The sequence below is a fragment of the Microbacterium sp. CIAB417 genome, assembly GCF_022788845.1.
The window spans coordinates 59,568-85,915 of record NZ_JAHZUT010000011.1 but is presented as its reverse complement, the minus strand read 5'-3'; the positions used below and the strand labels follow the sequence as shown (position 1 = coordinate 85,915).

Annotated in this window: 23 protein-coding genes and 1 pseudogene; 8 read left to right on the top strand and 16 right to left on the bottom strand. The window is 69.9% G+C overall.

The annotated features are described in order from the left end of the window. The first annotated feature begins 45 nt into the window (after positions 1-45). On the top strand, positions 46-2,556 hold the full coding sequence (locus KYX17_RS28515) for an ATP-dependent DNA ligase (protein WP_243232571.1): 2,511 nt from the start codon (positions 46-48) through the stop codon (positions 2,554-2,556). Here the strand turns inward: KYX17_RS28515 and KYX17_RS28510 are convergent. The 5 genes from KYX17_RS28510 to murI all read right to left on the bottom strand — a co-directional run bounded on the left by KYX17_RS28510 (position 2,493) and on the right by murI (position 6,475). Then, positions 2,493-3,251 carry a hypothetical protein gene (locus tag KYX17_RS28510; RefSeq protein ID WP_243232570.1) on the bottom strand — a complete coding sequence of 253 codons (759 nt, stop codon included), beginning with the start codon at positions 3,249-3,251 and terminating at the stop codon, positions 2,493-2,495. The two genes, KYX17_RS28515 and KYX17_RS28510, sit on opposite strands and share 64 nt — an antisense overlap. Before the next feature lie 32 nt (positions 3,252-3,283). Continuing rightward, positions 3,284-4,201 (bottom strand): cation diffusion facilitator family transporter, encoded by a 918-nt coding sequence (locus KYX17_RS28505; protein WP_243232569.1) that lies wholly within the window; start codon positions 4,199-4,201, stop codon positions 3,284-3,286. A gap of 99 nt (positions 4,202-4,300) precedes the next feature. After that, complete coding sequence (gene rdgB / locus KYX17_RS28500) at positions 4,301-4,897, bottom strand: RdgB/HAM1 family non-canonical purine NTP pyrophosphatase (RefSeq protein ID WP_243232567.1); 597 nt, start codon at positions 4,895-4,897, stop codon at positions 4,301-4,303. Next, positions 4,894-5,631 carry a ribonuclease PH gene (gene rph / locus KYX17_RS28495; RefSeq protein ID WP_243232566.1) on the bottom strand — a complete coding sequence of 246 codons (738 nt, stop codon included), beginning with the start codon at positions 5,629-5,631 and terminating at the stop codon, positions 4,894-4,896. The genes rdgB and rph overlap by 4 nt, the downstream gene beginning before the upstream one ends. Continuing rightward, positions 5,624-6,475, bottom strand: a complete 852-nt coding sequence (gene murI, locus KYX17_RS28490) for a glutamate racemase (protein ID WP_243232565.1) — start codon at positions 6,473-6,475, stop codon at positions 5,624-5,626. The genes rph and murI overlap by 8 nt, the downstream gene beginning before the upstream one ends. A gap of 32 nt (positions 6,476-6,507) precedes the next feature. On the opposite strand from murI, the gene KYX17_RS28485 reads away from it, so the two are divergent. Next, positions 6,508-7,863: a nicotinate phosphoribosyltransferase gene (locus tag KYX17_RS28485; protein ID WP_283818248.1), complete on the top strand. Its 1,356-nt coding sequence runs from the start codon at positions 6,508-6,510 to the stop codon at positions 7,861-7,863. A 3-nt stretch (positions 7,864-7,866) separates the two neighbouring features. Here KYX17_RS28485 and KYX17_RS28480 read toward each other — a convergent pair whose 3' ends face one another. The 3 genes from KYX17_RS28480 to KYX17_RS31925 are packed head-to-tail and all read right to left on the bottom strand — an operon-like array spanning position 7,867 to position 11,541. After that, complete coding sequence (locus KYX17_RS28480; protein WP_147037533.1) at positions 7,867-8,133, bottom strand: DUF3039 domain-containing protein; 267 nt, start codon at positions 8,131-8,133, stop codon at positions 7,867-7,869. Positions 8,134-8,173: 40 nt separating this feature from the next. After that, a complete protein-coding gene (locus KYX17_RS28475) occupies positions 8,174-9,739 on the bottom strand; it encodes a hypothetical protein (protein ID WP_243232548.1) in 1,566 nt (521 codons plus the stop codon). Continuing rightward, on the bottom strand, positions 9,715-11,541 hold the full coding sequence (locus KYX17_RS31925; protein ID WP_308220978.1) for an ATP-binding cassette domain-containing protein: 1,827 nt from the start codon (positions 11,539-11,541) through the stop codon (positions 9,715-9,717). Before KYX17_RS31925 ends, KYX17_RS28475 begins: the two co-directional genes overlap by 25 nt. A 232-nt stretch (positions 11,542-11,773) precedes the next feature. On the opposite strand from KYX17_RS31925, the gene KYX17_RS28465 reads away from it, so the two are divergent. After that, positions 11,774-12,466 (top strand): NTP transferase domain-containing protein, encoded by a 693-nt coding sequence (locus KYX17_RS28465; RefSeq protein WP_243232545.1) that lies wholly within the window; start codon positions 11,774-11,776, stop codon positions 12,464-12,466. Between the two features lie 80 nt (positions 12,467-12,546). After that, complete coding sequence (locus KYX17_RS28460) at positions 12,547-13,497, top strand: hypothetical protein (RefSeq protein ID WP_243232542.1); 951 nt, start codon at positions 12,547-12,549, stop codon at positions 13,495-13,497. A gap of 118 nt (positions 13,498-13,615) precedes the next feature. Here KYX17_RS28460 and KYX17_RS28455 read toward each other — a convergent pair. Next, positions 13,616-14,104 (bottom strand): annotated as a pseudogene (locus KYX17_RS28455) (DUF6226 family protein); the annotation flags it as partial. A gap of 167 nt (positions 14,105-14,271) precedes the next feature. On the opposite strand from KYX17_RS28455, the gene KYX17_RS28450 reads away from it, so the two are divergent. Then, positions 14,272-14,577, top strand: coding sequence for a hypothetical protein (locus KYX17_RS28450; RefSeq protein WP_243232527.1), 306 nt, complete (start codon positions 14,272-14,274; stop codon positions 14,575-14,577). 24 nt (positions 14,578-14,601) lie between these two features. Here KYX17_RS28450 and KYX17_RS28445 read toward each other — a convergent pair whose 3' ends face one another. Then, entirely contained in the window at positions 14,602-14,868 is a 267-nt protein-coding gene (locus KYX17_RS28445; RefSeq protein WP_243232524.1) for a helix-turn-helix domain-containing protein, read from the bottom strand. Between the two features lie 92 nt (positions 14,869-14,960). Next, the gene (locus tag KYX17_RS28440; RefSeq protein WP_243232522.1) at positions 14,961-15,854 is read right to left on the bottom strand and encodes a hypothetical protein; all 894 of its coding nucleotides are present in this window, start codon (positions 15,852-15,854) and stop codon (positions 14,961-14,963) included. Positions 15,855-16,066: 212 nt separating this feature from the next. Here KYX17_RS28440 and KYX17_RS28435 point away from each other — a divergent pair, with 212 nt between their 5' ends. The 3 genes from KYX17_RS28435 to KYX17_RS28425 all read left to right on the top strand — a co-directional run bounded on the left by KYX17_RS28435 (position 16,067) and on the right by KYX17_RS28425 (position 18,536). Next, entirely contained in the window at positions 16,067-16,585 is a 519-nt protein-coding gene (locus KYX17_RS28435; RefSeq protein WP_243232519.1) for an HNH endonuclease signature motif containing protein, read from the top strand. A gap of 137 nt (positions 16,586-16,722) precedes the next feature. Beyond that, on the top strand, positions 16,723-18,321 hold the full coding sequence (locus KYX17_RS28430; protein ID WP_243232516.1) for an acyl-CoA carboxylase subunit beta: 1,599 nt from the start codon (positions 16,723-16,725) through the stop codon (positions 18,319-18,321). After that, entirely contained in the window at positions 18,318-18,536 is a 219-nt protein-coding gene (locus KYX17_RS28425; protein ID WP_308220977.1) for an acyl-CoA carboxylase subunit epsilon, read from the top strand. The genes KYX17_RS28430 and KYX17_RS28425 overlap by 4 nt, the downstream gene beginning before the upstream one ends. 281 nt (positions 18,537-18,817) lie before the next feature. On the opposite strand, the gene KYX17_RS28420 is transcribed toward KYX17_RS28425, so the two are convergent. The 5 genes from KYX17_RS28420 to KYX17_RS28400 all read right to left on the bottom strand — a co-directional run bounded on the left by KYX17_RS28420 (position 18,818) and on the right by KYX17_RS28400 (position 26,348). Continuing rightward, complete coding sequence (locus KYX17_RS28420; protein ID WP_243232513.1) at positions 18,818-21,847, bottom strand: glycoside hydrolase family 38 C-terminal domain-containing protein; 3,030 nt, start codon at positions 21,845-21,847, stop codon at positions 18,818-18,820. Between the two features lie 93 nt (positions 21,848-21,940). Further along, positions 21,941-23,188 (bottom strand): ROK family transcriptional regulator, encoded by a 1,248-nt coding sequence (locus KYX17_RS28415; RefSeq protein ID WP_243232505.1) that lies wholly within the window; start codon positions 23,186-23,188, stop codon positions 21,941-21,943. A gap of 268 nt (positions 23,189-23,456) precedes the next feature. After that, positions 23,457-24,464, bottom strand: coding sequence for a hypothetical protein (locus tag KYX17_RS28410; RefSeq protein ID WP_243232503.1), 1,008 nt, complete (start codon positions 24,462-24,464; stop codon positions 23,457-23,459). Beyond that, a complete protein-coding gene (locus KYX17_RS28405) occupies positions 24,461-25,696 on the bottom strand; it encodes an ATP-binding protein (protein ID WP_243232502.1) in 1,236 nt (411 codons plus the stop codon). The genes KYX17_RS28410 and KYX17_RS28405 overlap by 4 nt, the downstream gene beginning before the upstream one ends. Further along, positions 25,686-26,348: a response regulator transcription factor gene (locus tag KYX17_RS28400; RefSeq protein WP_243232499.1), complete on the bottom strand. Its 663-nt coding sequence runs from the start codon at positions 26,346-26,348 to the stop codon at positions 25,686-25,688. The genes KYX17_RS28405 and KYX17_RS28400 overlap by 11 nt, the downstream gene beginning before the upstream one ends.

Genomic DNA, 26,348 nt, shown 5'->3' with positions numbered 1-26,348 from the left:
TGCAATGGCCCGTCGGTGCCAGGGGCTTGCGGCTACGCTTTCGGCATGCCCAGCAACGCGCAGATCGTCGAGGTCGACGGTCGCCGCGTGCGCCTGACGAACCTCGACAAGGTCCTCTACCCGGCCACGGGCACGACGAAGGGCGAGATGATCGCCTACTACTCAGCCGTCGCGCCGCGGATGCTGCCGCTGCTGTCCGGCAGACCCGTGACGCGCAAGCGCTGGGTCGAGGGCGTCGGTACGGCGGAAGCCCCGGCCGATGCGTTCTTCACCAAGCAGATCGAGCAGGGCACTCCCGACTGGGTCGCACGTCGGAGCATCGAGCACTCGGACGGCCCGAAGGACTATCCGCTGATCGAGGACCTCCCTTCCCTCGTGTGGTTCGCGCAGATCGCCGCGATCGAGCTGCACGTGCCGCAATGGCGCTTCGCCCCGGACGGAGGACGAGGGCTCCCCGACCGCCTGGTGATCGATCTCGACCCGGGACCGGGCGCGGACCTCGCCGCCTGCGCGCACGTGGCGGGCCTCGCACGCGACATCCTCACCGACATCGGTCTCGAGCCGGTGCCGGTCACCAGCGGCAGCAAGGGCATCCATCTGTATTCGCGGCTGGACGGCACCCAGACGAGCGATCAGGTCTCCGCTCTCGCGCGGGAGCTCGCCCGCGCAATCGAGGCCGATCATCCGGACATCGCCACGAGCGTCATGGCGAAGGCCGCGCGCGGCGGCAAGGTGTTCCTGGACTGGAGCCAGAACAACGCATCGAAGACGACCATCTCGCCCTACTCGCTGCGGGGTCGGGAGCGGCCGACGGTCGCCGCGCCGCGGACGTGGGAGGAGCTGGCGGACCCCGCTCTGCGTCACCTCGAGCTGGACGAGGTGCTGGCGCGCATCGCCGACGGCGTCGATCCCCTGTCCGCCTTCGCGAATGCCGCTTCGGCGGGACAGCTCGCCCCCTACCTCTCCAAGCGAACAGCCGGGCGCACTCCGGAGCCGATGCCGGAACTGCACGCCGTCGAACCGTCGCCGCCCGGTGCGCTGCCCCGTTTCGTCATCCAGGAGCACCATGCACGACGCCTGCACTACGACCTGCGCATCGAGCGCGACGGGGTCCTCGTCAGCTGGGCGGTTCCGAAGGGCGTCCCGGAGCGCAGCGATCGCAATCACCTCGCGGTCATGACCGAGCCCCACCCGCTGGAGTACCTGGAGTTCCAGGGCGACATCCCGCACGGACAGTACGGCGCGGGGCGCATGAGCATCTGGGACACCGGGACCGTCGACATCGAGAAATGGCGGGACGACGAGGTGATCGCCACGTTCCGCGGACGAGGTCCGCTCGGGCGGGCTCGTCTGGCGCTCATCCGCACGGAGGGCAGCGGGGAGAAGTCCTCCTGGCTGCTGCACCGCATGAAGGACGCCACGGCGCATCCCGCACCGCGGCATCCCGCTCCCCCGGCGTCCGGGCCAGAGGGATCAGACGCTCCGGATGCCGGGGCTGCCGTCCCCCCAGCGCAACCGAAGGCGACGGCCACCGATCCCGAACCCGTCGCCGAGACCATGACCGTCGCCGAGACCATGACCGTCGCCGAGAGCACGACCGCCCCCGAGCCGATGCTCGCCGAGAACGGCACCGCCGGGCTCGCACGGGGACTCGGCTCGGCGTGGGCGGAGATCAAGTGGGACGGCATCCGGGCGCTCGGCGTGTGGCAGGAGGGACGGATGCGCCTGTATGCCCGCAGCGGCACGGACATCACCGCCCGCTACCCGGAGCTCACGGCCGACGGTGCACCGCACCTGGCCGTCTCGGAGGCGATCGTCGACGGCGAGATCGTCGCGATGGACTCCTCCGGCCGCCCGAGCTTCACGCGCCTTCAGAACCGGATGCACCTGACGAAGCCGCGCGACATCGAACGCGAGGTCGTCCGCACCCCGATCGCCTATCACCTGTTCGACCTGCTCCGCCTGGAGGGGCACGACCTCACCCGCACTCCGCTGCGCGATCGCCGCCGGCTCCTGGAGACGCTGGCCGAGAGCGCCGACGGACCCGTCGTCGTGCCGCCCGTCTTCGATGACATCGACGCCGCGCTGCAGACGAGTCAGGATCTCGGACTCGAGGGCGTCGTCGTCAAGGACGCCCGTTCGACGTACCGCCCGGGGACGCGCTCGGGCTCCTGGCTGAAGATCAAGAACACGCGCACGCAGGAGGTCGTCATCGCCGGCATCCGCCCCGGGAAGGGGAACCGTTCAGGATCGATCGGGTCGCTGCTGCTCGCGATCCCGGAGAACGGGGCGCTGCGCTACATCGGCCGGGTCGGCAGCGGGTTCACCGATCGCATCCTGCGCGACCTCACGTCCCGTCTCGATCCGCTGCGCGTGGCGAAGCGACAGGTCGAGGGCGTTCCGGGTCCGGACGCCTCGGATGCGCTGTGGGTGCGTCCCGAGCTCGTCGGCGAGGTGGAGTTCGCGAACTGGACCCCGGACGGCATCCTGCGTCACGCGCGCTGGCGGGGCCTGAGACCGGACAAGCGCGTGGACGAGATCGTCGTCGAGTCCTGATCCTGGTCCGGTGTGCTCGCGCTCTCGGCGGCGAACGCGAAGGCCAGGGCGACGGCGGGCGTGAGCGCGATGAGTTCGCCGCCGTCTTCGAGCACGGTGAAGAACAGATCGCCCGGCGAACCGAGCGCGAACAGGCTGTGCGCGGTGTCCACGACGAGCGCGAAGAAGCCCACGGCGACGAAGAACACGGCGATGCTCAGAGCGTCCCGACGATCCACGGGGCCGGCCCGCAGGAACGACACGACGAACAGCACGACGATCGTCACGCCGACCACGCCGAGCCACAGCAGCTCGCCCAACTGGACCGACAGGATGCCGAGTCCGGCGAGCGCGGGCAGCGCGTCGAGGACGCCCTCGTTGAGATGCCACCCGATCCGCTCGTGCAGGATCAGCGCGTCCTCGAGCAGGAGCAGGAGGCTGCCGGCGGCGATCGCCCCGAACACGGCCGTCCGTCGTCGTCGAGCCAGCAGGATGCCCAGGACCGTGATCCAGCCGAGCTTGACGTACATCAGCATCTCGCCGTAGGAGCGGTCGACGCCGAGATCGAAGGCCTCCCCCGCGGGCGTGCCGAAGACCTTCAGCGACAGGTGCAGCGCCACGATCGCTGCGTCGACGAGCAGGAACAGGACGAGCAGCAGCGCTCCGTCCGACCGCCGCAGGGCACGGAAATCGAGCAGGCGGCGGCGTTCGGGCATCCCCTCAGACTAGGGGACGCGTCTAAGAGGGCTCACGCGTGGGTCTGCTCGCAGTGCGAAGAATCGGACGGCTCGATCTGGAACGTGGAGTGCTCGACGTCGAAGTGATCGGCCAGGCAGTCCTGCAGCCGTGCGAGCAGTGCCGCCGACCCGCCTGTCGCGAGCACGCGCGGATCGGCGCTCACGTGCGCCGTGAACACCGGCGCGCCGCGCGTGAGCTGCCAGACGTGCACATCGTGCACCCCGGTGACGCCGTCCATGGCCAGCAGATGGGTGCGGATGTCGGCGACCGTCATCCCCTTCGGGGCGGACTCCGCCAGCACAGACACCACTTCGCGCAGCAGGGTCACCGCCCGCGGGATGATCATGGCCGCGATGAACAACGATGCGATCGCGTCGGCGGGCATCCACCCCGTCGCGATGATGACGACGGCGGCCACGATGACCGCGGCCGATCCGATGAGATCTCCCAGGACCTCGAGGTAGGCGCCGCGCACGTTGATGCTCGTGCGCTGCGCGGCGCTCAGCAGCCACATCGCGACGCCGTTGGCGAGCAGACCGACGACCGCGACGACGAGCATCAGGGGCCCGGCGACCTCGGTCTCGGCGGGCTGCAGCAGGCGGGACACGCCCTCGACGGCGACGATCGCCGCCAGGACGATGAGGATGATCGCGTTGATCAGCGCACCGAACACCTCGGCGCGCTGGTAGCCGAAGGTGCGCCGGTCGTCGGCCGGGCGCGCCGCGACCACGCTGGCGATGAGCGCGATGACGAGAGCCGAGGCGTCCGTGAACATGTGGGCGGCGTCGGCGAGCAGGGCGAGGGATCCGGTGAGCCAGGCTCCGACGACCTGCACGACCATGATCGTGGCCGTCAGGCACAGCGAGATCGTCAGCAGCTTCCGGCTGCTCGCTCCTCGGATCCCGGGGGTGTGGGCGTGGTCGTGCATGCCTCCAGCGTACGAGCGGAATCGGCCGTCAGAGGCGAATTCCGCCAGTCGGGAATGGTGACGATTCTCAGTTGCGACAGCGCGTCCGCCTGCGGCGGCTCAGAGCGCCTCGAGCAGCGGGATGAGGGCCTCGAAGGCCCGGGCCCGATGCGACTGCGACTGCTTCTCCTCGGGCGTGAACTCGCCCACGCTGCGGGGAGTGCCCTCCTGTCCGTCCGGAACGAAGATCGGGTCGTAGCCGAAGCCGCCCTCGCCGGAAGCGGCTCGGGCGAGCCGCCCCGGCCAGATGCCCTGGACGACGTGCTCGTCGCCGTCCGGCGTCACCAGCGCGATCGTCGACACGAACTGCGCCGCGCGATGGTGATCGGCGATGTCCGCGAGCTGGTCGAGCAGCAGCTCGAGGTTCGCTCCGGCGTCCTTCTTCTGACCGGCCCAGTACGCCGAGAAGACGCCCGGCGATCCCCCGAGCACATCGACGCAGATGCCGGAGTCGTCGGCGAGCGCGGTGAGGCCGGTGTGCTCGGCCGCGGCGCGGGCCTTGATGAGCGCATTCTCGGCGAAGGTGACGCCGTCCTCGACGGGTTCGGGGCCGTCATAGCCGACGACCTCGAGATCGGGGCGCGCGCGGGCGACGATCTGGGCGAACTCGGCGACCTTGTGGGGATTGTGGGTGGCCAGGACGACGCGCACGCTCACTCCCCGGCGAGAGCCGTCAGCTGATGGCCCGTGAGGTCGGCGCAGCCGGCGACCCCGAGGTCGAGCAGGGCATCGAGCTCGCGCTTGTCGAACGGCGCCCCCTCGGCGGTGCCCTGCACTTCGACGAACAGCCCGCGGCCGGTCACGACGACGTTCATGTCGGTCTCCGCGCGCACGTCCTCGACGTAGGCGAGGTCCAGCATCGGCTCGCCATCGACGATGCCGACCGAGACGGCCGCGACGGAGTCGAGCAGCGGCTTGGCGTTCCTGCCGATGAACTTCTTGTCGCGGCCCCACTCGATCGCGTCCGCCAGAGCGACGTATGCGCCCGTGATCGCCGCCGTGCGGGTGCCGCCGTCGGCCTGCAGCACGTCGCAGTCGATGACGATCGTGTTCTCGCCGAGCGCCTTGGTGTCGACCACGGCGCGCAGCGCCCGGCCGATCAGACGCGAGATCTCGTGCGTGCGTCCGCCGATGCGGCCCTTGACGCTCTCGCGGTCGTTGCGGCTGTTCGTCGCGCGCGGGAGCATGGCGTACTCGGCGGTGACCCAGCCCTTGCCCTTCCCCGTGAGCCAGCGCGGGACGCCGTTGGTGAACGATGCCGTGCACAGCACCTTCGTTCCCCCGAAGCTGACGAGGGCCGACCCTTCGGCCTGCGCGCTCCAGCCGCGCTCGATCGTGATCGGGCGGAGCTGATCCGCGGAACGGCCGTCGGCGCGGACGATGTCAGACATGAGTCTCCTTGGTTTCCAGGGATTGTGCTTCGGGGAGCGTGATGACGCCGGTCTGCACCAGCTGCACGTCGCGCACCTCACGTCCCATCAGCCGGTTCGCGAGCGCGGTGAAGTCCTCGGCCGAGTCACCGGTGGCCTCGTAGACCGAGGTGGCGACGGCATCCGGCGGCGCCAGCAGATCGTCGCGCACGAGGTGACGGTACACGTCCGCGGCGGTCTCGTCATCGCTGGAGACGAGCGAGACGCCCTCCCCCATGACGTAGCCGATCGCGCCGCGCAGGAACGGATAGTGCGTGCAGCCCAGCACGAGGGTGTCGACGTCCGCCTCGCGCAACGGGGCGAGGTACTCCTCCGCCGTCGCGAGAACTTCGGGTGTACCGGTGATGCCCGCCTCGACGAACTCGACGAAGCGCGGGCAGGCGGCCGTGAAGACGTCGAGGCGCTCGTTGACCTCGAGCATGTCCTGATAGGCGCGGGATCCGATCGTGCCGACTGTCCCGATCACGCCGACGCGTCCGTTGCGCGTGGTCGACACGGCCCTGCGCACGGCCGGCCCGATGACCTCGACGACCGGGACGTCGTACCGTTCCCGCGCATCGCGCAGGACCGCCGCGGAGGCGGTGTTGCAGGCGATCACGAGCATCTTCACGCCCTGCTCGACGAGAGTGTCGAGGACCTCGAGCGAATAGCGGCGCACGTCCGCGATGGGTTTGGGACCGTACGGGGAGTGCGCGGTGTCGCCGATGTAGACGAAGGACTCCCGCGGCAGCTGTGCGCGGATCGCCCTGGCCACCGTGAGCCCGCCGACGCCCGAGTCGAAGATTCCGATGGGTGCGTCGTTCATGACTCACCAGCCTACCCGCGCCGTCGGGCGGGATGCGCCGCCGCGCTCACTATGCTGAGCGCATGACCTCGTCGACGGCGCTGCTCACCGACCGATACGAACTGACCATGCTGAGCGCAGCGCTGCGCGACGGCACCGCCTCCCGGCCGTGCGTCTTCGAGCTGTTCTCCCGCCGCCTATCCGGCGGCAGGCGCTTCGGCGTGGTCGCCGGCACCGGACGTCTGCTGTCGCTGCTGCGCGACTTCCGATTCGGCGAGGACGAGCTGCGCTTCCTGCGCGACGAGCAGATGGTGGATGCCGCGACGATCGCCTATCTGGAGGATTACCGGTTCACCGGCTCCATCAGCGGCTATCGCGAGGGTGAGCTCTACTTCCCCGGCTCCCCCCTTCTGACCGTGGAGGGGTCGTTCGCGGACGCCGTCGTTCTCGAGACGCTCGCGCTGAGCGTGCTCAACCACGACTCCGCGGTGGCCACGGCCGCGTCGCGGATGAGCATCGCCGCCGGCGAGCGCCCGCTGGCGGAGATGGGTTCGCGCCGGGCGGCCGAGCAGTCCGCCGTCGCCGCAGCCCGCGCCGCGTACATCGCGGGCTTCGGCGCCACGAGCAATCTCGAGGCCGGACGCCGATGGGGCATCCCGACCATGGGCACGGCAGCGCACTCCTGGACGCTGCTGCACGAGAGCGAGGAGGAGGCGTTCCGCGCGCAGATCTCGAGCCTCGGCACCGACACGACGCTGCTCGTGGACACCTATGACATCCGCACGGGCGTCGAGACGGCTGTCCGGGTCGCGGGAACGGGTCTCGGCGGCGTCCGGATCGATTCGGGCGACCTGCCGATCGTCGCGGCAGCCGTGCGCGCTCAGCTCGACGACCTCGGCGCCACGGGCACGCGCATCACCGTCACGAGCGATCTCGACGAACACGCCATCGCCGCTCTGGCCGCGTCACCGGTGGATGCGTACGGCGTGGGGACCTCGGTCGTGACCGGCTCGGGATACCCGACGGCGAGCATGGTCTACAAGCTCGTCGCCAGACAGGATGCCGACGGCGGCTGGGTCTCGGTCGCCAAGGCCTCAGCGGACAAGGGGTCCCAGGGCGGCCGGAAGGCGGCGTTCCGCACGCTGTCCGACGGTGTCGCGGTCGCCGAGACGATCGTCGTGTCCGACGGTTTCGAGGAGCTGGACACCCCGTCCGAGCATCCGGACGCCCGACCCCTGCAGGTGACGTTCGTGGACAACGGCGAGATCGACAGCTCCTACGAGGGGCCGGAGGGAACGGCATCCGCCCGCGCCCATCATCTCCGGGTGCGCGAAGAGCTGCCCGTGCGTGCGCTGGCGCTCAGCAAGTCGGATCCGGCGATCCCCACCGTGCTCGTCGACGCGGACTGAGGTTCAGCCGACCATCGACTCGTAGATCTCCTTGCAGGTGGGGCAGATCGGGAACTTCTCGGGGTCGCGTCCCGGTGTCCACTTCTTGCCGCACAGGGCGCGCACCGGCTTCCCGGTGATCGCGGACTCGAGGATCTTGTCCTTCTTCACGTAGTGGCTGAAGCGCTCGTGGTCGCCCGGCTCGACGTTCTCTTCCTTGAGGAGTTCTTCGAGTTCGCGATCAAGCGTTGCCACGCCGCCCTGATCGGGGCTGTCCAGGGGAGTGCTCATGCGCCGATTCTAGTCGCGCGCCCGCTCGCGCGGGCGTCGATCACGCGGTCTCGACGAACTCCATCAGGCGCTCGCCGCTGCGCTCGAAGATCCGCCCGCCGATGACGGCGCCCAGGATCAGGATGCCGACGCCCGTCCCGATGCCGGTCCAGAACGCGGCCGGGGCGTGCGCCTCGCTCCCGGCGACTGTGAGGGCGAACAGCCAGATCGTCGGAATCGACACGAGCAGCGTTCCGAGGAAGACTCCGGCCTGGCCGAAGGCGCCTCGCGACACCGAGCGCTGCGGCTGCTGGAAAGGGCTGTCGCCGGGCCGCGACACGGCATACGGGGCGATCACCGAGACCACGCTGGAGAGGCCGAGGCCGGCGAGGAACAGACAGGCCGCCAGGCCGGTGAACGGCAGCAGCAGACTCCAGTGGCCGGTGAGGGCGAGGGTGACCGGGACGGCGATCGCGAGGATGGGGAGCGACACCAGGAAGATCGGCACCAGCCGGCCGAGGCGGTCGGGAAGCCCGCGCACCCCCGAGGCGACGTGGACCCAGAAGGCGGTCGAGTCGTAGGCGATGTCGTTGTGCGGAAGCCAGCCGAGGAACAGCGCCATGACCGGCACCGGGATGAGCACCGCGACGGCGAAGGGCACGCCGGCGACCAGCAGAGGGAACACCGTCAGGACGCCCGCGATCGGCACCACGACGATGTTGACGATGTAGCGGCGGTCCCGCAGCCAGTAGACGAGGCTGCGGGCGGCGATCGCGCCGAAGGGGGTCGAGGGCAGCAGCCCGAACCAGCCGAGTCCGGTGCGCTCCCGCGCAGCGATCGGACGCTCGGTCGTGGTCAGCTGGTGCCGGACGAGCCCTGCCCAGATGGCGGCGAGGCCGGCGAGGGTGAGGACAGCGACGACGCCGCTGATCCACGCGGCGGCGGCGTCTTCCGCGGCCAGGGCGAACAGGAGGCCCACCGGGGCGGCGAGCGGAGTGGCGCCGACGATGCCCGTCGCCGTGGCGACCGCGGCGGGCACGCGACCTTCCCATTCCAGCGATGCGAGGAAGATCGCGACCGGGAACGCGACCACGACGACGGCCAGGGTGAACAGGGCCGTCAGTTCGCGCGAGCGGCGCTCCGGCAGCCAGATGGCGCTGATCGCCATGCCGACGCGGGCGGCCAGCACCACCGTCAGGACGCCCAGGACACCGGCGATCACGGCCGCAGGCCAGGGGACGCCAAGCCGGATGCCGACGATCGAGACGCATACGGTGACCGCGATGAGGGCGAACGTGGGCACGCTGATGAGCGAGGCGAGCGCCAGCACCCACGGCATGCTGCGCTCGTCGACGCCGAACACCGCGAACCGTCGCGGATCGAGCTGGTCCACGGCCCCGGTGAGCATCGGCCCGACGAGGAACGCGAGAAATACGGCTGCCGCGCCGAGCACGATGACCGTGCGCGCCACAGCGGTCTCGGCCTCCGCGAGGCTGAGCACGGCGATGCAGACGACGACGGTGGCGATGATCAGGCCGACCAGTCCGAACAGCGTCCGGGAAGCGCGTGCGCCGCGGAGGGAGCCGAACAGCAGGGCGACCCTCAGTCGGAGAACGTGTGCAACCACTCCAGCCCCTCCACCTCGCTGGTCGATCCCGCGAGCTCCACGAACCGGGACTCGAGGGTCTGGCCGGCGCGCACGTCGTCGATCGTGCCTTCGGCGAGCACGTCGCCGCCGACGATGATCGCGACACGCGAGCAGACGCGCTCGACGAGGTCCATGCCGTGACTCGAGAGGATGACCGTTCCGCCGTGAGCCACGTAGGCGCGCAGGATGTCGAGGATGACGCCCGACGAGACCGGGTCGACGGCCTCGAAGGGTTCGTCGAGCACGAGCACGCGCGGCGAGTGGATCATGGCCCCGGCGAGCATGATCTTCTTCGTCATGCCGGCGGAGTAGTCCGACACGACCCGGCTCAGCGCGCCGGTGAGGTCGAAGGCGCGCGCGAGATCCGCGGAGCGCTTCTCGATGACATCCGAGTCGAGGCCGCGCAGCAGCCCGTAGTAATGCAGAAGCTGACGGCCGGTGAGGCGGTCGAAGGTGCGCAGGCGATCCGGGAGGACGCCCATGACGCGCTTCGCGCCGAGCGGATCGGCCTTCTGGTCGATGCCCGAGACGTGAACGGTGCCGCCGTCGGCGCGCAGCAGCCCGGCGATGATGGAGAGGGTCGTCGTCTTTCCCGCGCCGTTGGGACCGACGATCCCGTAGAAGGAACCGGCCGGCACCGTCAGATCGATCGCGTTGACGGCGCGCTGGTCGCCGAAGTCCTTGATGAGGCCGCGCACGCGGAGGGCGTCCGCGGACGTCGGGCTCTCGACGTCGGCGAACGCCTCGTCAGCCGCTGCCGCGGTGGCGAGCGCGTCGGAGCCTCCGGACACGGAGGTTCCGTCGGAGGGCGCCGTGGGAGGCTCCTCGTCGGAGATCGCGGTCGCGGACTCCTCGTCGGCGGACACGGTCGCGGACTCCGACGAGTCGGAGTCCGAAGAGGCGTCGACAGAGACGACGTCGCCGACCGGATCGGCGGCAGGCGCGGCTGCCTCAGTAGTGGCCGGCTCGTCCGCGGCCTGGACGACCGGCGGATCGGCCGGATCGTCGGGTCCGGCGGCGCCGGACGCATCCTCGGTCGGGGGCGCGGGCTCGCTGGAGATCTCCGACTCCCCCTCAGACGGCGCGGCCTGCGCGACGTCGGCCTCAAGCGCTTCCTCGCCGGCCGTGGACGCCGGGCTCCCTTCAGGTGCGGAAGACGGCGGTGCGGCGTCGGCGGGGCTCGTCTCCGCCACGGGGTTCGCGGGAACACTCGCGTCCGCCGGACTCTGCACGTCTTCCCGGGGTGCCGGAGGCGCGACGGCCTCGACGACCGATGCCGCGGACTCGGCCGCGACGGCCCGCGATGCGCCCGACCGGCTCTTGCGAGGAGCCGCGCGCTTGGCAGCCGTGCGCTTGTTCGGCGTGCGGGCGGGAGTCCGCGGTCCGGTCGCGTCCTGGTCAGGGCCGGCCGCGGCATCCGGCTGTGCTGCTGCCTCCGCCTCCTTCGCGGTCTTCGCCGCCGCTGCTTTCGCCGCCGCTGCCTTGGCTGCCGCCGTCTTCGCGGCCGAAGTCTTCGCGGCCGTCGTCTTCGCAGCGGCCTTCGCGGCTGTCGTCTTCGCCGCCGCTGCCTTGGCCGCCGCCGTCTTCGCCGCGGAAGCCTTCGCGGCCGAGCTCTTCGCCGCGGCCGGCTTCGCGGAGGTGGACTTCGTCCCGGCCGCCCTCGCCTTCACGGCCGCGGTCCGCACCGCAGCATCCTTTGCGGGTGTGCGCGCCGGACGCGCCTTCTTGGCCTGAGCCGTGGCGGTCGTCTCGTCCAGCTGGTCGTCAGGGGAAGGAGTCACCGTCTTACGGTATCAACGGGGACGGACTTTGCCCGGTTCCGGCGCAACATTCCGCAGGATCCGTGCGCAGGCCCCCGGCTACCTGAATAATAGGTGTGCACTCGATCACGAAATGGCAACGGCGGCGGCACGGACCAGGGCCTTTCCAGGTGCCATGGCTAGCATGAGGTCGGCACGAAGAGGTGTCTGGTCGGTGAACCGGCCGTGAACACAGATTCTTTTAGGAGCTTTCGTGACTCTTCAGACCGTTATCCTCGCAGCCGGCATGGGCTCGCGCCTCGGACGTGCACTCCCCAAGCCGTTGACCGAGCTGAGCGACGGCCGCACGATCATGCAGCAGCAGCACGAGAACATCCGTGCCGCGTTCGGCAGCGATGCCCGCATCACGGCCGTCGTCGGCTACCGCGCCGAGACGATCATCGAGGCGTTCCCGAACGTGAACTACGTGCACAACGAGCGCTACGACGAGACGAACACGTCCAAGAGCCTGCTGCGCGCTCTCGGCGCCACCGGCAAGGGCGGCGTGCTCTGGATGAACGGCGACGTCGTCTTCGACCCGCGCATCCTGGGCCGCGCGGTCGAGTACATCGAGCGCGACCAGTCCTTCGTCACCGTGAACACCTCGAAGGTCAGCGACGAAGAGGTGAAGTACACGGTCACGGCCGAGGGCTACATCGACCAGTTGTCCAAGACGGTCGTCGGCGGCATCGGCGAGGCCGTCGGAATCAACTACATCTCCTCCGTGCACAAGAAGGCGTTCATGCGCCAGCTGCAGCGCGTCGAGGACCAGGACTACTTCGAGCGCGGTCTCGAACTCGCGATCGCCGAGGACGGACTGCTGCTCGAGCCGATGGACATCTCGGACCTGTACGCCGTCGAGGTGGACTTCGCCGAGGACTTGGAGCGCGCGAACCTCTTCGTCTGAGGATGTGTCTCATCGAAAGCCCGGCCGCCTCGGCGCCGGGCTTTCGGCGTTCTCGCGGCCTGCGTCCCTAGGATCGGGTCATGGCCGACAGGGTGCACAAGATCCACTCCCTCCCGGACGACGCTCCGTGGGACAAGGGCGTGCCGCCGGCCGGATCGTCCGAGCATCCCTTCGCGATCCGCGGCATCGACCGGGTGCTCGCGATCCAGCGTCCTCTGGTGCTCGCGCACATCCGCAGCATCCGGTTGCGCAACCCGGAGGCGACGCCGGCGCAGATCGTGCGGATGCTCGAGCAGAGGTATCTCGCGGCGGTCACCGCCGGAGGGGCGACGGTCGGTGCGACCGCGGTCGTGCCGGGCATCGGGACCGGCGTGACGTTGGCGCTGTCCGGAGTGGAAACGCTCGGCTTCGTGGAATCTACGGCGCTGTTCGCGCAGTCCGTCGCCGAGGTTCACGGAATCCCCGTCCAGGACCCCGATCGCGCGCGGGCGCTCGTGATGACGCTCATGATGGGCAAGGAGGGCGTGGATCTGATCTCACAGCTCGCCGGACAGGCTGCGGGGCGCGGCGTCTCACGCTCGGCGCACTGGGGAGAGCTCGTCACCAAGTCGCTGCCGCGCGCCGCCGTCGGACCCATCGTGGACCGGTTGAAGAGCATGTTCCTGAAGCAGTTCGCCGCGGCGGGCGGAGCGTCGTTCCTCGGCAAGGCGCTTCCGTTCGGGATCGGTGCGGTGATCGGCGGAGCGGGCAACAACATCCTCGGGCGGCGCGTGCTGGTCACGTCGCGACGTGCGTTCGGCGCGGCTCCCTTCGAGTTACCCGCGGAGTTGGAGCCGGTGACCGGAGCCGAGCGGATCGAGACCCGGGTCGCACGCGGCGCCCGGTACGCCGGATCCGCGATCGCCGCTGCGGCGGGGACGACCGCTCGCGGCGTGGGATGGGCCGGGCGGCGGATGGCCGAGATCGGCCGGGCCAGGCATCCGAAGACGGACGCCAAGGAGTCGGCGATCGAGGGCGACCCGGGTCGCTAGCGCGTCGCCGGCGGCCAGGCAGCCCATCCGGCGGGCAGGGCACGGAGATGGGCCCTGCCTCCTTGAGGCAATCCTCAGGGAGGTCCGGCGCGAGGGATCGTCCCGACGACGCACCGTCGGGGAGCGTGAGCGCGTATGCGACCCACTGACCCTCGACTCCCTCTCGGTAATGGCCGGTCACGACCGCGAGGACCATGCGCTCCAGCTGATCGACCTCTGCGTGCCAGGTGGAGTCGCAGGCGTCGCACCCGCAGACCGGAAACGGGAAGTCGTGCAGCAGTCCCGCGTGCACCACAAGGCCCGGGTGCGCCGTGTAGATGAAGGTCAGGGAGGCACCCGACGGATGGTTCGGCCGCACCCGGACGGCACGCACCGCACCGAAGTGGGCAGGACGGAGCAGATCCGACGCGATCGCGTCGCCTTCAGAGATCTCGACGTCATACGTGTCGCGAAGATGTGCGATCAGCGCATCGGCGACGGCATGGATCGGGGCGAAGCGCTCCAGGTGCGTCTCGACCGAGTACGTCTCCTCCGGGGGCGAATCGGGCCACCGGTTCCCGAAGTCGATGACACGACCGTCGGGATCGCGGAAGAACTGTTCCTCCACGATGGGTCTCCGATACGCACTCACCTGCTCAGTCTGTCGGATGGGCGCGACGTGCACGAGGTTCTGCCCTGCACAGGCAGTGGCCGGCGGTTGGTTGTACACAGGGTCTGAGGCATCACTCCGATCACGGGTTCTGAGCGTCGGACGCCGTTCCTAGCTTCTGTCCCATGTTGCGACCGATCGGACCCGCCGAGCTTCCGCCTCCCCTCGCCTATCGCGTGCCCTGGACCGTCGACAGGACAGATGCGGCCCATCCCGGCGTGACGAACGAGGGTCGTGATCCCGCCGACTTCGTGCGCGTCTTCCACGCCGACGCCGACGGCCAGGAGCGCACGCAGCTGTGGGGGCAGGTGCTCCCCGGCGAGCGCGTGGAGCTCTGCCTGTGCACGGCCGATCTCGAAGAGGTCGTCGTGACCGTGGCCTGGTTTCGGCAACAGGACGGGCTGGAGTACGTGTGGCGGTTCGTGGTGTGAGCGGCGCCGGTCCGGATGCAGGACTCAGGCGCCACCGCGTCGGCGCAGCTCGCGACGGAAGTCGGCTTCGGAGTACGGCTTGAGGTTCTCGGGAAGATCGGCCGATGTGAGGCCCTTCACGAAGGTCTCGGGTGCGACGTCAAGCGCGGTGGCGAGCTGGATGAGCACGAAGAGAGTCGGATCGCCGTCTCCTGCCTCGTTGCGGGCGAGGTGCGAGACGTCCATGTCGGCACGATCGGCAAGACGAGCGCGGGCGATGCCGGCCTTGGCGCGCAGGTCGCGGATGAGCATTCCGACATGCTCGGATGCGCGAGACCGGGGCGCTTTCATCCCTCCAGCATCCAGCCGATGCCGCGATCTCACATGCGTGTTCATGCTTGGGCTTAGATGCCAGGACAATCGGCGCAGACCCACACGCGCGTCGAGTTGATCCCCTCCCCGTATTCGGTCGGATATCCCAATGTCCGAGGCCAATGCGACCATGAAGCATGGCACTTTTCAACGAGGTCGCGACTCTGATTCCCGCGCTGCGGGATAGGGTCGGTCCGAGTGCCGGCGACTCCGACGTCCGCGCTGTTCTCGAGCGGATGCCGGGCGACACGCTCGTCGAGGCTCTGCGGCAGGCCGACACCGTCGTCCGCGAAGCCGAGCGGTTGCGCCTCCTCCTCACGGGTGCGATCGCGGCTCGTTCCCGTCGCGAGAACGGACATGACGGGCTTGCACAATCTCACGGGCATCGCACCTCGACCACCCTGATCCAGGAGATCACCGGGAGCACCCAACGCGAGGCCGCGCGCACGGTGCGCGTCGGCGAAGCGCTGTTCGAGCACGCGGCGGCCGTCGGGCAGGGAACCGATCCCAGCGCCGATCCGACACCGATCGTCCCCACCGCACCTGACTGGCACACCCCGATCGATGATGCGCTTGTCACCGGGGCGATCAACTCCGCCCAGCATGACGTGATCCGAAGATGCCTCGGCGAGCCGCCGGTCGGAGATGACCGGATCGCTGTGATCGGCGGCGATGTGGGCGAAGGCACCGAGGCCGATCTCGCAGGGGACGCCACCGCATTGAGGACCGCGTCGATCACGCAGGCCTGGTCGGTCGCCGCCGCGCAACTCGTCGACGAAGCCTCGCACCGCACCGTCGAGGAGCTCGGCCGCGCTGCGCGCACGATCCGCGACAGACTCGACCCCGAGGGCGCCGCCGAACGGTTCGCCGCGCGCTACGATGCCCGCTCGTGGCGCGACTACCGCGACCAGGACGGCCGACTTCACGCCCACATCGTGTGCGACGACGAGGGCGCCGCCTGGGTGGAGTCCGTGTCGAAGTCCGTGTTCCGTCCGCGCCGAGGCGGGGTGCGCTTCGTGGAGGATGAGGAGCGGATGCGCGCCGACGCGATCCCGCTGATCCGCGCACCGACGAGCAACTCGCCTACGATCTGTTCCTCGACCTCATCCGCGCCGGAACCCTCGCCGACGCCAAGACCGTGTTCGGCTCCCGACAGGCCGGCGTGCGCATCGTCTCGGTGGTCGACAGCCCGCAGGCGCTTCTCGAGGACGAGGGTGTCGCCGTTCCCGCGGCCGCCGCTGAGCAACTGGCGTGTAACGCAGGCCGGATCGCCGTCACCGTCGACCGACGCGGAGACCCCCTTCGTCTCGGTCGGATCGAACGCCTCTTCACCTCCGCGCAACGGCTCGCACTCGCGGTTCGCGACGGCGGATGCCGCTGGCGCGGTTGCGACAGACCTCCGTCCTACTGCGAAGCGCACCACATCGACGAGTGGGCCGACGGCGGAAGCACCGACATCGACCGCGGCATCTTGCTCTGCCGCTTCCATCACATGCAGTTGCACCATGGCGAATGGCGCATCACCCGCGACGGTGTCGAGGACTTCCTGCTGCACTCTCCGCGCGGCGAACCGCCCGCCATCCTGAAACCTCGCCTCGCGCTCGGCTACACGTGGGCGGACCTCGCCCCGCCAACTGGTGTGCAGGCCGCATCATGATCGAGAGGAATGATCGAGAGGATGATCGAGAGCACGACCGTGCATCCGAGCACGCGACCGGCTCACACGGATCCCCCAAAGGATCCGCCGACCCGTTGTGCGAGGCATCCAACGTCGACCCGCATCGCGCCGCTAGGGTGGAATCCGTGACGGACACGCCTGACCTCTCCACGACCGCCGGCAAGATCGCCGACCTCCGAGCCCGCTATCACGAAGCCGTGGTGGACGCCGAGACGAAGGCGAAGGACAAGCAGCACGCCAAGGGCAAGATGACCGCCCGCGAGCGCATCGAACTGCTCGTCGATCCGGGCAGCTTCGTCGAGTTCGACGAGTACGTGCGCCACCGCACCACCTCTTTCGGCATGGACCGCAACCGTCCCTACGGCGACTCCGTCGTCACGGGCATCGGCACGATCCACGGTCGCACCGTGGCCGTCTACTCCCAGGACTTCACCACCTTCGGCGGCTCGCTCGGCGAGGTCTCGGGCGACAAGATCATCAAGATCATGGAGTTCGCCCTCGCCGGCGGCATGCCGATCATCGGCATCCTGGACTCCGGAGGGGCGCGCATCCAGGAGGGCGTGCTCGCCCTGAGCAAGTACGGCGAGATCTTCCGCCTCAACACCCGCTCTTCCGGCGTCATCCCGCAGATCTCGATCATCATGGGCCCGGCCGCCGGCGGAGCCGTGTACGGCCCGGCCCTCACCGACTTCGTCATCATGGTCGACAAGACCAGCCAGATGTTCGTCACCGGCCCCGACGTGATCAAGACGGTCACCGGCGAAGACGTCGGCATGGAGGAGCTCGGGGGCGCCCTCACCCACAACACCCGATCCGGCGTCGCGCACTACCTCGCCGAGGACGAGGACGACGCGATCGACTACGCGCGCACACTCCTCGGCTTCCTGCCGGACAACAACATGGCAGAGATCCCCGGGTACGAGAGCGACTTCGAGTGGGAGACCACGGATGCCGACCGCACCCTGAACGCGATCATCCCGGACTCCCCCAACCAGCCCTACGACATCCACACCGTGATCGAGCACGTGGTGGATGCCGGTGACTTCATCGAGGTCCAGCCGCTGTTCGCGCCGAACATCGTGATCGGATTCGGACGCGTCGAAGGACGCTCGGTCGGCATCATCGCCAACCAGCCCTCGCAGATGGCGGGCACGCTGAACATCGAAGCCGGCGAGAAGGCCAGCCGATTCGTCCGCTTCTGCGACGCGTTCTCCATCCCGATCGTCACCCTCGTCGACGTTCCCGGGTACCTCCCCGGCACCGACCAGGAGTGGACCGGCGTGATCCGCCGCGGCGCCAAGCTCATCTACGCCTACGCGGAGGCGACCGTGCCGCTCGTCACCGTCATCCTGCGCAAGGCGTACGGCGGCGCGTACATCGTGATGGGCTCCAAGCAGCTGGGAGCCGACGTCAACCTCGCCTGGCCGACCGCCGAGATCGCGGTCATGGGCGGCCAGGGAGCGGTCAACATCCTGTACCGCGGGGAGATCAAGAAGGCCGAGGAGAACGGCGAGGACGTCGCCGCCGTCCGCACCCGCCTCGCCAATGAGTACACCTACAGTGTGACCAGCCCGTTCCTCGCCGCCGAGCGCGGGGAGATCGACGGCGTCATCGAGCCTGCAAACACCCGGGTGTCGATCGCCAAGGCCCTGCGCGCCCTGCGCGGCAAGCGCGCGGAGCTTCCGCCCAAGAAGCACGGGAACATCCCGCTGTGACCGAGCAGCAGCAGGCCCCCGCGATGGACATCGTGCGCGGCCACCCCACCGAGGAGGAGCTCGCGGCCCTCATCGCCGTCCTCGGCGACGCGTACGCGCAGGAAGCCGCCGACGCCGTGGCTGAGGAGCCGCACGTCTCGGCGTGGCAGCGGACGCAGCGGTCGCTGCGCAAGCCTTTGCGCCGCGACATCCCCTGGGGACGTTTCGCGGGCTGAGCTCGCTCAGGGACGGGACCGCAGGCGAGCGCTGCTCGACTCGACCGCGTTTCGACTCGCTCCGCTCGCTCAACGAGCGAGGGGTGGGGCGCGCTCAACGAGCGAGGAGCGGTGGCACGCTCAACGAGCGAAGAGCTGTGGCACGCTCAACGAGCGAAGAGCTGTGGCACGCTCAACGAGCGAAGAGCTGTGGCACGCTCAACGAGCGAAGAGCTGTGGCACGCTCAACGAGGGACGGTAGCGCGCTCAACGAGCGAGGGCCAGCAGGCACCGGACGCCGCTCAGTCGACGAGATGCGGCGAACGGAACCGCAGCGTCACCAGCTGGAACGGGCGCAGCGAGAGCTCGACGGCATCCCGTCTCGAACCGGCCACGGCCGACGGCGCGATCTCGCGCTCCAGCAGATCCGTCTCGACGACCGACGCGAAACCGAAGGACGGCGAGACGGTCGCGAGCGCGCGCCCGCCGTGCGCCTCGTACAACCGCACGATCACGTCCCCGCTGCGATCCTCGGCCAGCTTGACCGCCTCGACGACGACGGCGTCCGAGGAGACGGTGACGAGCGGATCGACCGGTCCCGCGCCCGACACCGCACGCGGAGGAACATTCAGTCGGTACCCTTCCCGCACCGCATCCGCGATGCCGGAGTCGGGACGGATGCTGACGCGGAAGGTGTGCTCGCCCTGGTCCGCCTCCGGATCCGGGAACAGCGGCGCACGCAGCAGGGACAGGCGAACCGAGGTCGCCGTGCCGCCGCCTTCGCGCGGCACCCGCGTGATGTCGTGCCCGTAGGTCGCGTCGTTGGCGATCGCGACCCCGAACCCGGCCTCCCCCACGTGCACCCACCGATGCGCGACTGTCTCGAAGCGCGCCGCGTCCCACGAGGTGTTCGCATGCGTCGGCCTGTGCACATGACCGAACTGGATCTCGCTCGTGGCTCGATCCGCGTGCACGTCCAGCGGGAAGGCCAGCTTGAGCAGCTTCTGCCGCTCGTGCCAGTCCACCACGGTCTCGATGTCCAGCGCTCGCGCCCCCGCCGCGAGCGTGAGGGTCTGCGTGATCCGCGATGCCCCCCATCCACGGACCACGCAGACGACAGCGGCGGTGGGATGCGGAACGACCTCGATCGACTCCACCGCCGTCACGTCGGCCCCGTGACGGCGATAGTGCTCATCGATGTCCCACGCATCCCACCGCGTCGGTGTGTCGCGATGCACGCTGAGGAGGTTCCCCTTGCCTCCTGGCGCGATCGCCTCACGGCCAGTCGCGCGGACGACGAGTGACGTCAGCAGACCCGAACCGTCCACGAGCACGCGCACGTGCTCGTTCGACAGCTCGAATCCGCTCGCCGTCCGCACGGCCGTTGCGGGTGCCGGATCACCCTCTCCCGCGACAGCGATCCCCGACGCCGCCGCTCCCTCCCACGCATAGGGTCCCGCATTCGCGACAAGCGGAGTCGCCCCCTCCCCGGCGACCACCCCCAGAGCCTGCGCGATGATGCGCTCCGTCGAGGCCAGCACCTCGGCGTAGCGACGTTCTGCCTCCCGGTGCACCCAGCCGATCGAGCTGCCGGGGAGGATGTCATGGAACTGCTGGAGCAGCACGGTCTCCCACGCCGCCTCCAGCTCGTCGTACGGGTACGCCGCACCGCGCAGCGCAGCCGCGGTCGCCCACAGCTCTGCCTCGCGCAGCGTGTGCTCGCTGCGCCGATTCCCGCGCTTCGTGCGCGCCTGCGACGTGTACGTGCCGCGGTGGAACTCGAGGTAGAGCTCCCCCGTCCACACCGGCGGATCCCGATACTCGGCCTGGGCCGCCTCGAAGAAGCGCTCGGGAGACGACAGCTCCACGGTCGGCGACCCCTCGAGAGAGCGCAGTCGCGCGGCGGCCGCGAGCATCTCTCGGTTCGGACCGCCGCCTCCGTCGCCGTACCCGAACGGGACGAGCGACGTGTTCGCGAATCCCTTGTCGGCGAACTGCCGCTCCGCGCGCGCCAGTTCCGAACCGCTGAGCATCGCACTGTAGGTGTCGACCGGCGGGAAGTGCGTGAAGATCCGCGTGCCGTCCAGCCCCTCCCACCAGAACGTGTGGTGGGGCATCGTGTTGGTCTCGTTCCAGGACAGCTTCTGCGTCAGCATCCACCGCGAGCCCGCCGCCTTCGCGATCTGCGGCAGCGCAGCCGAATAACCGAACGAATCGGGAAGCCACACGTCCTGCGGCTCGACGCCGAACTCCTCCAGGAAGAACCTCTTGCCCCGCACGAACTGGCGTGCCAGCGCCTCCCCGCCGGGAAGGTTCGTGTCCGACTCGACCCACATTCCCCCGGCCGGCACGAACCGCCCCGCTGCGACGGCCCGACGGATCCGCTCGTAGAGTTCGGGCTGGAAGCGCTTCATCCAGGCGTACTGCTGCGCGGAGGATGCCGCGAACACGAAGCCGGGTTCCTCCTCCTGCAGCGACAGCACATTGGAGAACGTCCGCGCGACCTTGCGCTGCGTCTCGCGCACCGGCCACAACCAGGCCGAGTCGATGTGGGCGTGGCCCACGGCATGCACGCGATGCGCGGACGCGGATGCCGGCAGATGCAGCGCCTCGGCGAGCGCGGCGCGCCCGTCTGCGGCGGTCCCTGCCACGTCGTCCGGATCCATGACGTCGGCCATCCGCTCGAGCGCCCGCAGCACACCCGCGCGGCGCGGAGACTGCTCCGGCAACTGCCCCCACAGCCCCAGCAGGACTTCCGCGTCCTGCACCAGCTCCCAGACGGTCACGTCCCGCACGCCGACGTCGGCCTGGCGGAACACGTAGTGGGGGTCGTCTCCGGCGGTGTCCCACTCCCCCAGCGACGTCGGACGGAAGTGCACGAAGCCCTCTCCGACGTCCGGATTGGCAGCCGCCTCGAGGTACAGCTCGAACGGCTCCCCCGGTGCCGCCTCGAGCGGCACATGCGCGTTGCGCGGCTCCACGGCCTTGATGATCGTCCCGTCCGGCCGGTACGCGGTCCCCTCGGCCTGGAAACCGGGCTGCGCCGCACTGAACCCGAGGTCGAAGACGAGCTCCGCGCTCTCACCCTCCGCCGTCTCGGGCGCCGTGCCGCTCACACGCAGCCACATCGTCCCCCACGGTCGTCCCCACGCCTCGCCCACCACGAAGGGACGGAACGTCTGCGCCACGGCCTCGGAGAACGGCACCGGCTCTCGGGGGGCATCCCAGCTCTCGAGCCTCAGCGGAAGGAACCGGCGGTAGACCGCGGGGCGGAGTCGCTCGTCGACGAAGCGGCGGACACGCGCTTCGACCAGGGCGGAGTTCTCGTGCATGGATCGACGGGCTCCCGAGGAGGGCTGACGAGGGATGCGCCAAATATTAAATCGACTGGAATAACCCTGTCAAGCGTTTCCGCGCACGTGCTGTCACGCAGTGGCGCCGCCCTCCAGCAGCAGTGTGGAGGCGCGAGGCGACAGCACGTCCGCGAGGATCACGCAGGCTGCGCCGACCGCCCCCACGTCGTCGCCGACGACGGACCCCGCCACCGGCAGAACCCGCACCGCCCTGGTCGCACTCTGCCGATCCAGCAGCACGGGCAGCTCCCGCAGGTGCACCCACGCGACTCGCTCCCAGAACGGGCCGCCCAGCACGACCCGGTCGACGTCGAGCATGTTCGTCAGCGCCGAGATGAGCACGGACAGGTGCTCGGCTGCGCGCACCAGCACTCCCAGAGCCGCGGCGTCTCCGCGCCGGGCCCGCTCGCACAGCTGCCCGAATCGTTCGTCGACCGACTCGGCGTCGCTGCCGACGCGATCGTCGGCGAGCACGCCCGCGCGCTCAGCGCGCTCGACGATCGCCTGGGGCGTGCACACGACCTCGACGCAACCGCGCTTGCCGCACCCGCAGAGCGGACCGTCCGGGTCCACGATGATGTGCCCGACCTCCCCGACGTTGCGCGAGCGTCCGCGCACCACGTCTCCGTCGAGCACCAGCGCGGTGCCGATGCCGGTGCCGAGATACACGAACAGCAGCGACACGTCCGGCGGATCGTCGCCGGTCCAGATCTCCGCGAACGCCGCAGCGGTGGTGTCCTTCTCCAGCGCCACGGGAAGCCCGACCGCATCGGCCAGCGCCGAGCGCAACGGCACCCGGTGCCACTGGTGCAGCTTCGGCGGGTCGATCACCGTTCCCCGTTCGGCATCCAACGGACCGGGCGCGGCGACGCCCACCCCGGCGATCGCGTCGCGGGCGACGCCGGAGCGCACGATGAGACCTTCGATCGCCTCCGCCATCGCAGCGATCACGTGCAGGGGATCGTTCGCCGGGGTGCGACGGATGCTGCGCGCGATCACCGCTCCGCTGAGATCCAGCAGGACGGTCGTCGTCACCGCTGGATCGAGGTGCACCCCCAGGGACAGCCGGCTGCGCGGGACGAGCCGCAGCGTGGTGCGCGGCTTGCCGGGACCGTTGATCGTGCGCCCCGCCTCCTCGATCAGCCCCTCGTCGAGCAGCCGGCGCGTGATGTTGGTGACGGTCTGGGCGGACAGCCCCGTGGCCTCGACGAGCTCGATACGGCTGAAGCCCTCGCCGGAGCGGCGGATCGCCTCGAGGATGACCGATTGATTGAAGTCGCCCATCCTCGGCAGGTTCGTCCCTCGCCGCAGCACGCTCATCGCTCCATCTTCACGCATCCGACGCCGATCGCGGGAGGTGAGGCGAGGAAATCCTTGTCCCCCGAAATACCTACAGACAGACTTCTTGCGGCCCGCAAGACTGTAGGGGACGCTACGCGTTCGGCCGGTCTCTCTGCCCCAGGGTAGGCAGACGCCGACCGGCCCACAGCGGACAGTTTTCGGGTAACTGGGCCGCACATGGCGAGGGGCGGGCGGCTTCGCCGCCCCTCGCCCTTCTCCTCACCTCGCCTCCGAAGTGAGCGGGACTTCAGGTTGTCCGTTCCCGTGGGATCTCGTGCCAGAGGGCGACCGAGTCCTCGTCCGAGGAGTCCCCCGCTCCCGCCCTGCCCACGACGGTCACCGCGATCGCGGGGTCGTGCGCTGCGCGGATGATCACGCGTCCCGCCGTCGCCTCGGCGAGCACGACGGCCAGCTCGTCGCGGATCTCACCGCGTCGCGTCTCGGCGACGCCGTCCAGGCCGCCCTCGTCGAAGACGGTCACCGCCACCCCGCGCCGCCGGGCCGCCTCGATCGCGGCACGCACCGCGTCGTTGAGCAGACTCGCCCCGCGCAGTTCGTCGCGCAGCCGACCCTCGGCCAGACGGGCGCTCAGACGCTCCTCCTCCGTCAGCATTCCGTGCGCGGCGACCGTCCGGGACAGCACAGGCCCGGCGACCGCCAGGGCGAACTGCGTGCGCAGGCGGCGCTCCTTCTGCCGCACCTGCTGCGTGGCGTGCCAGGCGGAGACCGCCCGCTGGATGCCCGCGAGCCGTTCGGTGTCGGCCACGGCACGATCCCAGAACAGCACGAGCAGCTGCGCGACGACGACCCACATGATCGAGCCGACGAGGCCCAGCTCCAGCGCGACGAACACCCCGAGGAAGGACGAGGACGCGATGGCGAGCTCTCCCAGGACCACCCAGCCGATCACGTAGCGACGACGGACGATGCAGACCACGGCCAGCAGCCCCAGAGCACCGATGTACCAGGTCGCGAACGGTGCGGCGCGCATCCCGGGTTCGAACGCGATGCTGACGGACGCCGGGATCGCGAAGGCGGCGACGAGCGCGAGCACTCCCACCCACATGGGCATCCGGACCTCTCGCCCGGCATCCGCGAGAACCGCGATGACGACGACCGCCAGGTACCCGACGATGGCGGCGATCACGAGCAGCGGCTGCACGGGCGTCTCGACCCACCACACGGCCCTGGCCGCGAAGTACACGGCGAAGCCGAGGGCGAGACCGGTCGCCACAGCACGGACGGTGAGCCTCATTCGCGCTCCCAGCTCAGTTCCACCACGGTGCCGGACTCCCCCGACTCGATGCGCGCCATCCCGGCCACGGCCGCCATGCGCGCCATGATCGACGCGCGGATGCCGAGGCGATCCGCGCCGACCGCGTCCGGATCGAACCCGGGCCCCGCGTCGCTGACGGTGACCGTGATCCCTTCGTCTCCGTGTGCCAGCGCGACGATGTGCAGGCCGCGCCCGCGCGCGTGGGCGACCGAGTTGCCGATCGCCTGCCTGGCTGCCAGCACCAGGGCCCGCGCGGCGCGACCGGGGATCAGTCCGACGCCGCCGTGCTCCTCGACCACGGCATCGGCCCCGGTCTCGGACAGGGCTCGTCGCAGCTCCGCCACGATCTGCGCAGAACCGACCGGGTCGTCGCTGCCCTCCTCGAGTACGGCGGCCTCGGTGTTCGCCAGGCGGGTGAGCGCCTCGCGCGCCATCCCGACGGCGAGATCCCGTGCGCGCGGACTCTCGGCCCGCTCGGCAGCGATGAGCGCCGCCAGCACGCTGTCGTGCATGAGAGCCGCGACGGCCACGCGCTCCTCCTCGGCCGCCGCCGCGGCGGCCGCGTGCGCGTACGCGGCCACCGCACGACCGCGCACGTCGTCGACACCGGCGGCCACCGCGCGGAACATCCACCCCAGTGAGACCAGGACGAGTCCGAGGATGATCGTGAACGACACGTCGAAGGCGGTCGTGATCCAGAACTCGCGTTCGAAACCGCCCTGCATGAGCCGCACGAAACCGTACCCGAGCGGAACCCCGATCGCCCAGACGTACTGCATCCGCAGCGAGAAGGCGAGCATCGCCGCGACGACGCCGACGTTCACCAGGAAGAAGATCCACGGCTGCTGCGTCGACGCATCGTCGGCGGGGTCGACCACGAACGGCCAGGCGATCAGCGCACCGACGTAGAGGAACGCGAAGGCCGCGGACGCCGCGCGCACACCGCGCCCGAGAACGCAGCACACGAGCATCGCAGACAGAGGCGCGAACACGACGACGATCATCGCCACGTGCGCAGCATCCATCACCCCCACCCCGGACAGCGCCGCGAGCAGCGCCTGCGCGCCCGTCACGAGCGAACCGATGGCGACGACGGTCTGCAGGATGCGCTCCATGCGCTTGCCCGTGAAGCGCTCGAACTCGGTCTCCGCCGACCCCGGCGACGGGATCTGGGTCCAGGCGTCGCGGATGCTCAGCGGCTCAGCCGACACTCGCCGTTCCGTCCGCCGGGACGATGCCGTCCTCCATCGCGCGACGCAGCAGGTCCACCTTGGTCGGGGCGGGACGTCCGACCTCGACGTACTTCACCCGGACGCGGGTGATGTTCTCCTTCGCGGTCGAATAGGCGACGCCGAGACGCTCCGCCACGACCTTCAGGGGAAGACCCGTCGCATACAGCCGGAGCACCTCCCGCTCGCGGGAGGACAGCTGCGCATCGGCGAACTCGCGGTCGCCGTCGACGGCGCTGGCCCATTCGACGTTGTTCAGGGCCTCGCCGCGCGCGACCGTGCGGATCGCGTCCAGCACGTCGTCCAGCGCGGACGACTTGCTGATCACGCCGGCCGCTCCCGCCGCGAGCGCCTCCCGCACCGCGGCAGGCCGGTCGGCCACGCTGTGGATCACGACACTGGCGCCGTCGCCCACGAGTGCGGTCACGTTCTCGGTGACCGTCGTGCCATCACCCAGGGTCAGATCCAGCACCACGACGTCCGCGGGCGGGGCTGCGCTCGTACGGCGCCAGTCCAGATACGACCCGACCGTGCTCCCGGAGAACACCACGGTCTGCGAACGATCACGACCGCACGCGGCCTCGAGCCCGAGGCGGACGGACTCGTGATCATCGATGAGGGCGACCGTGCTCAT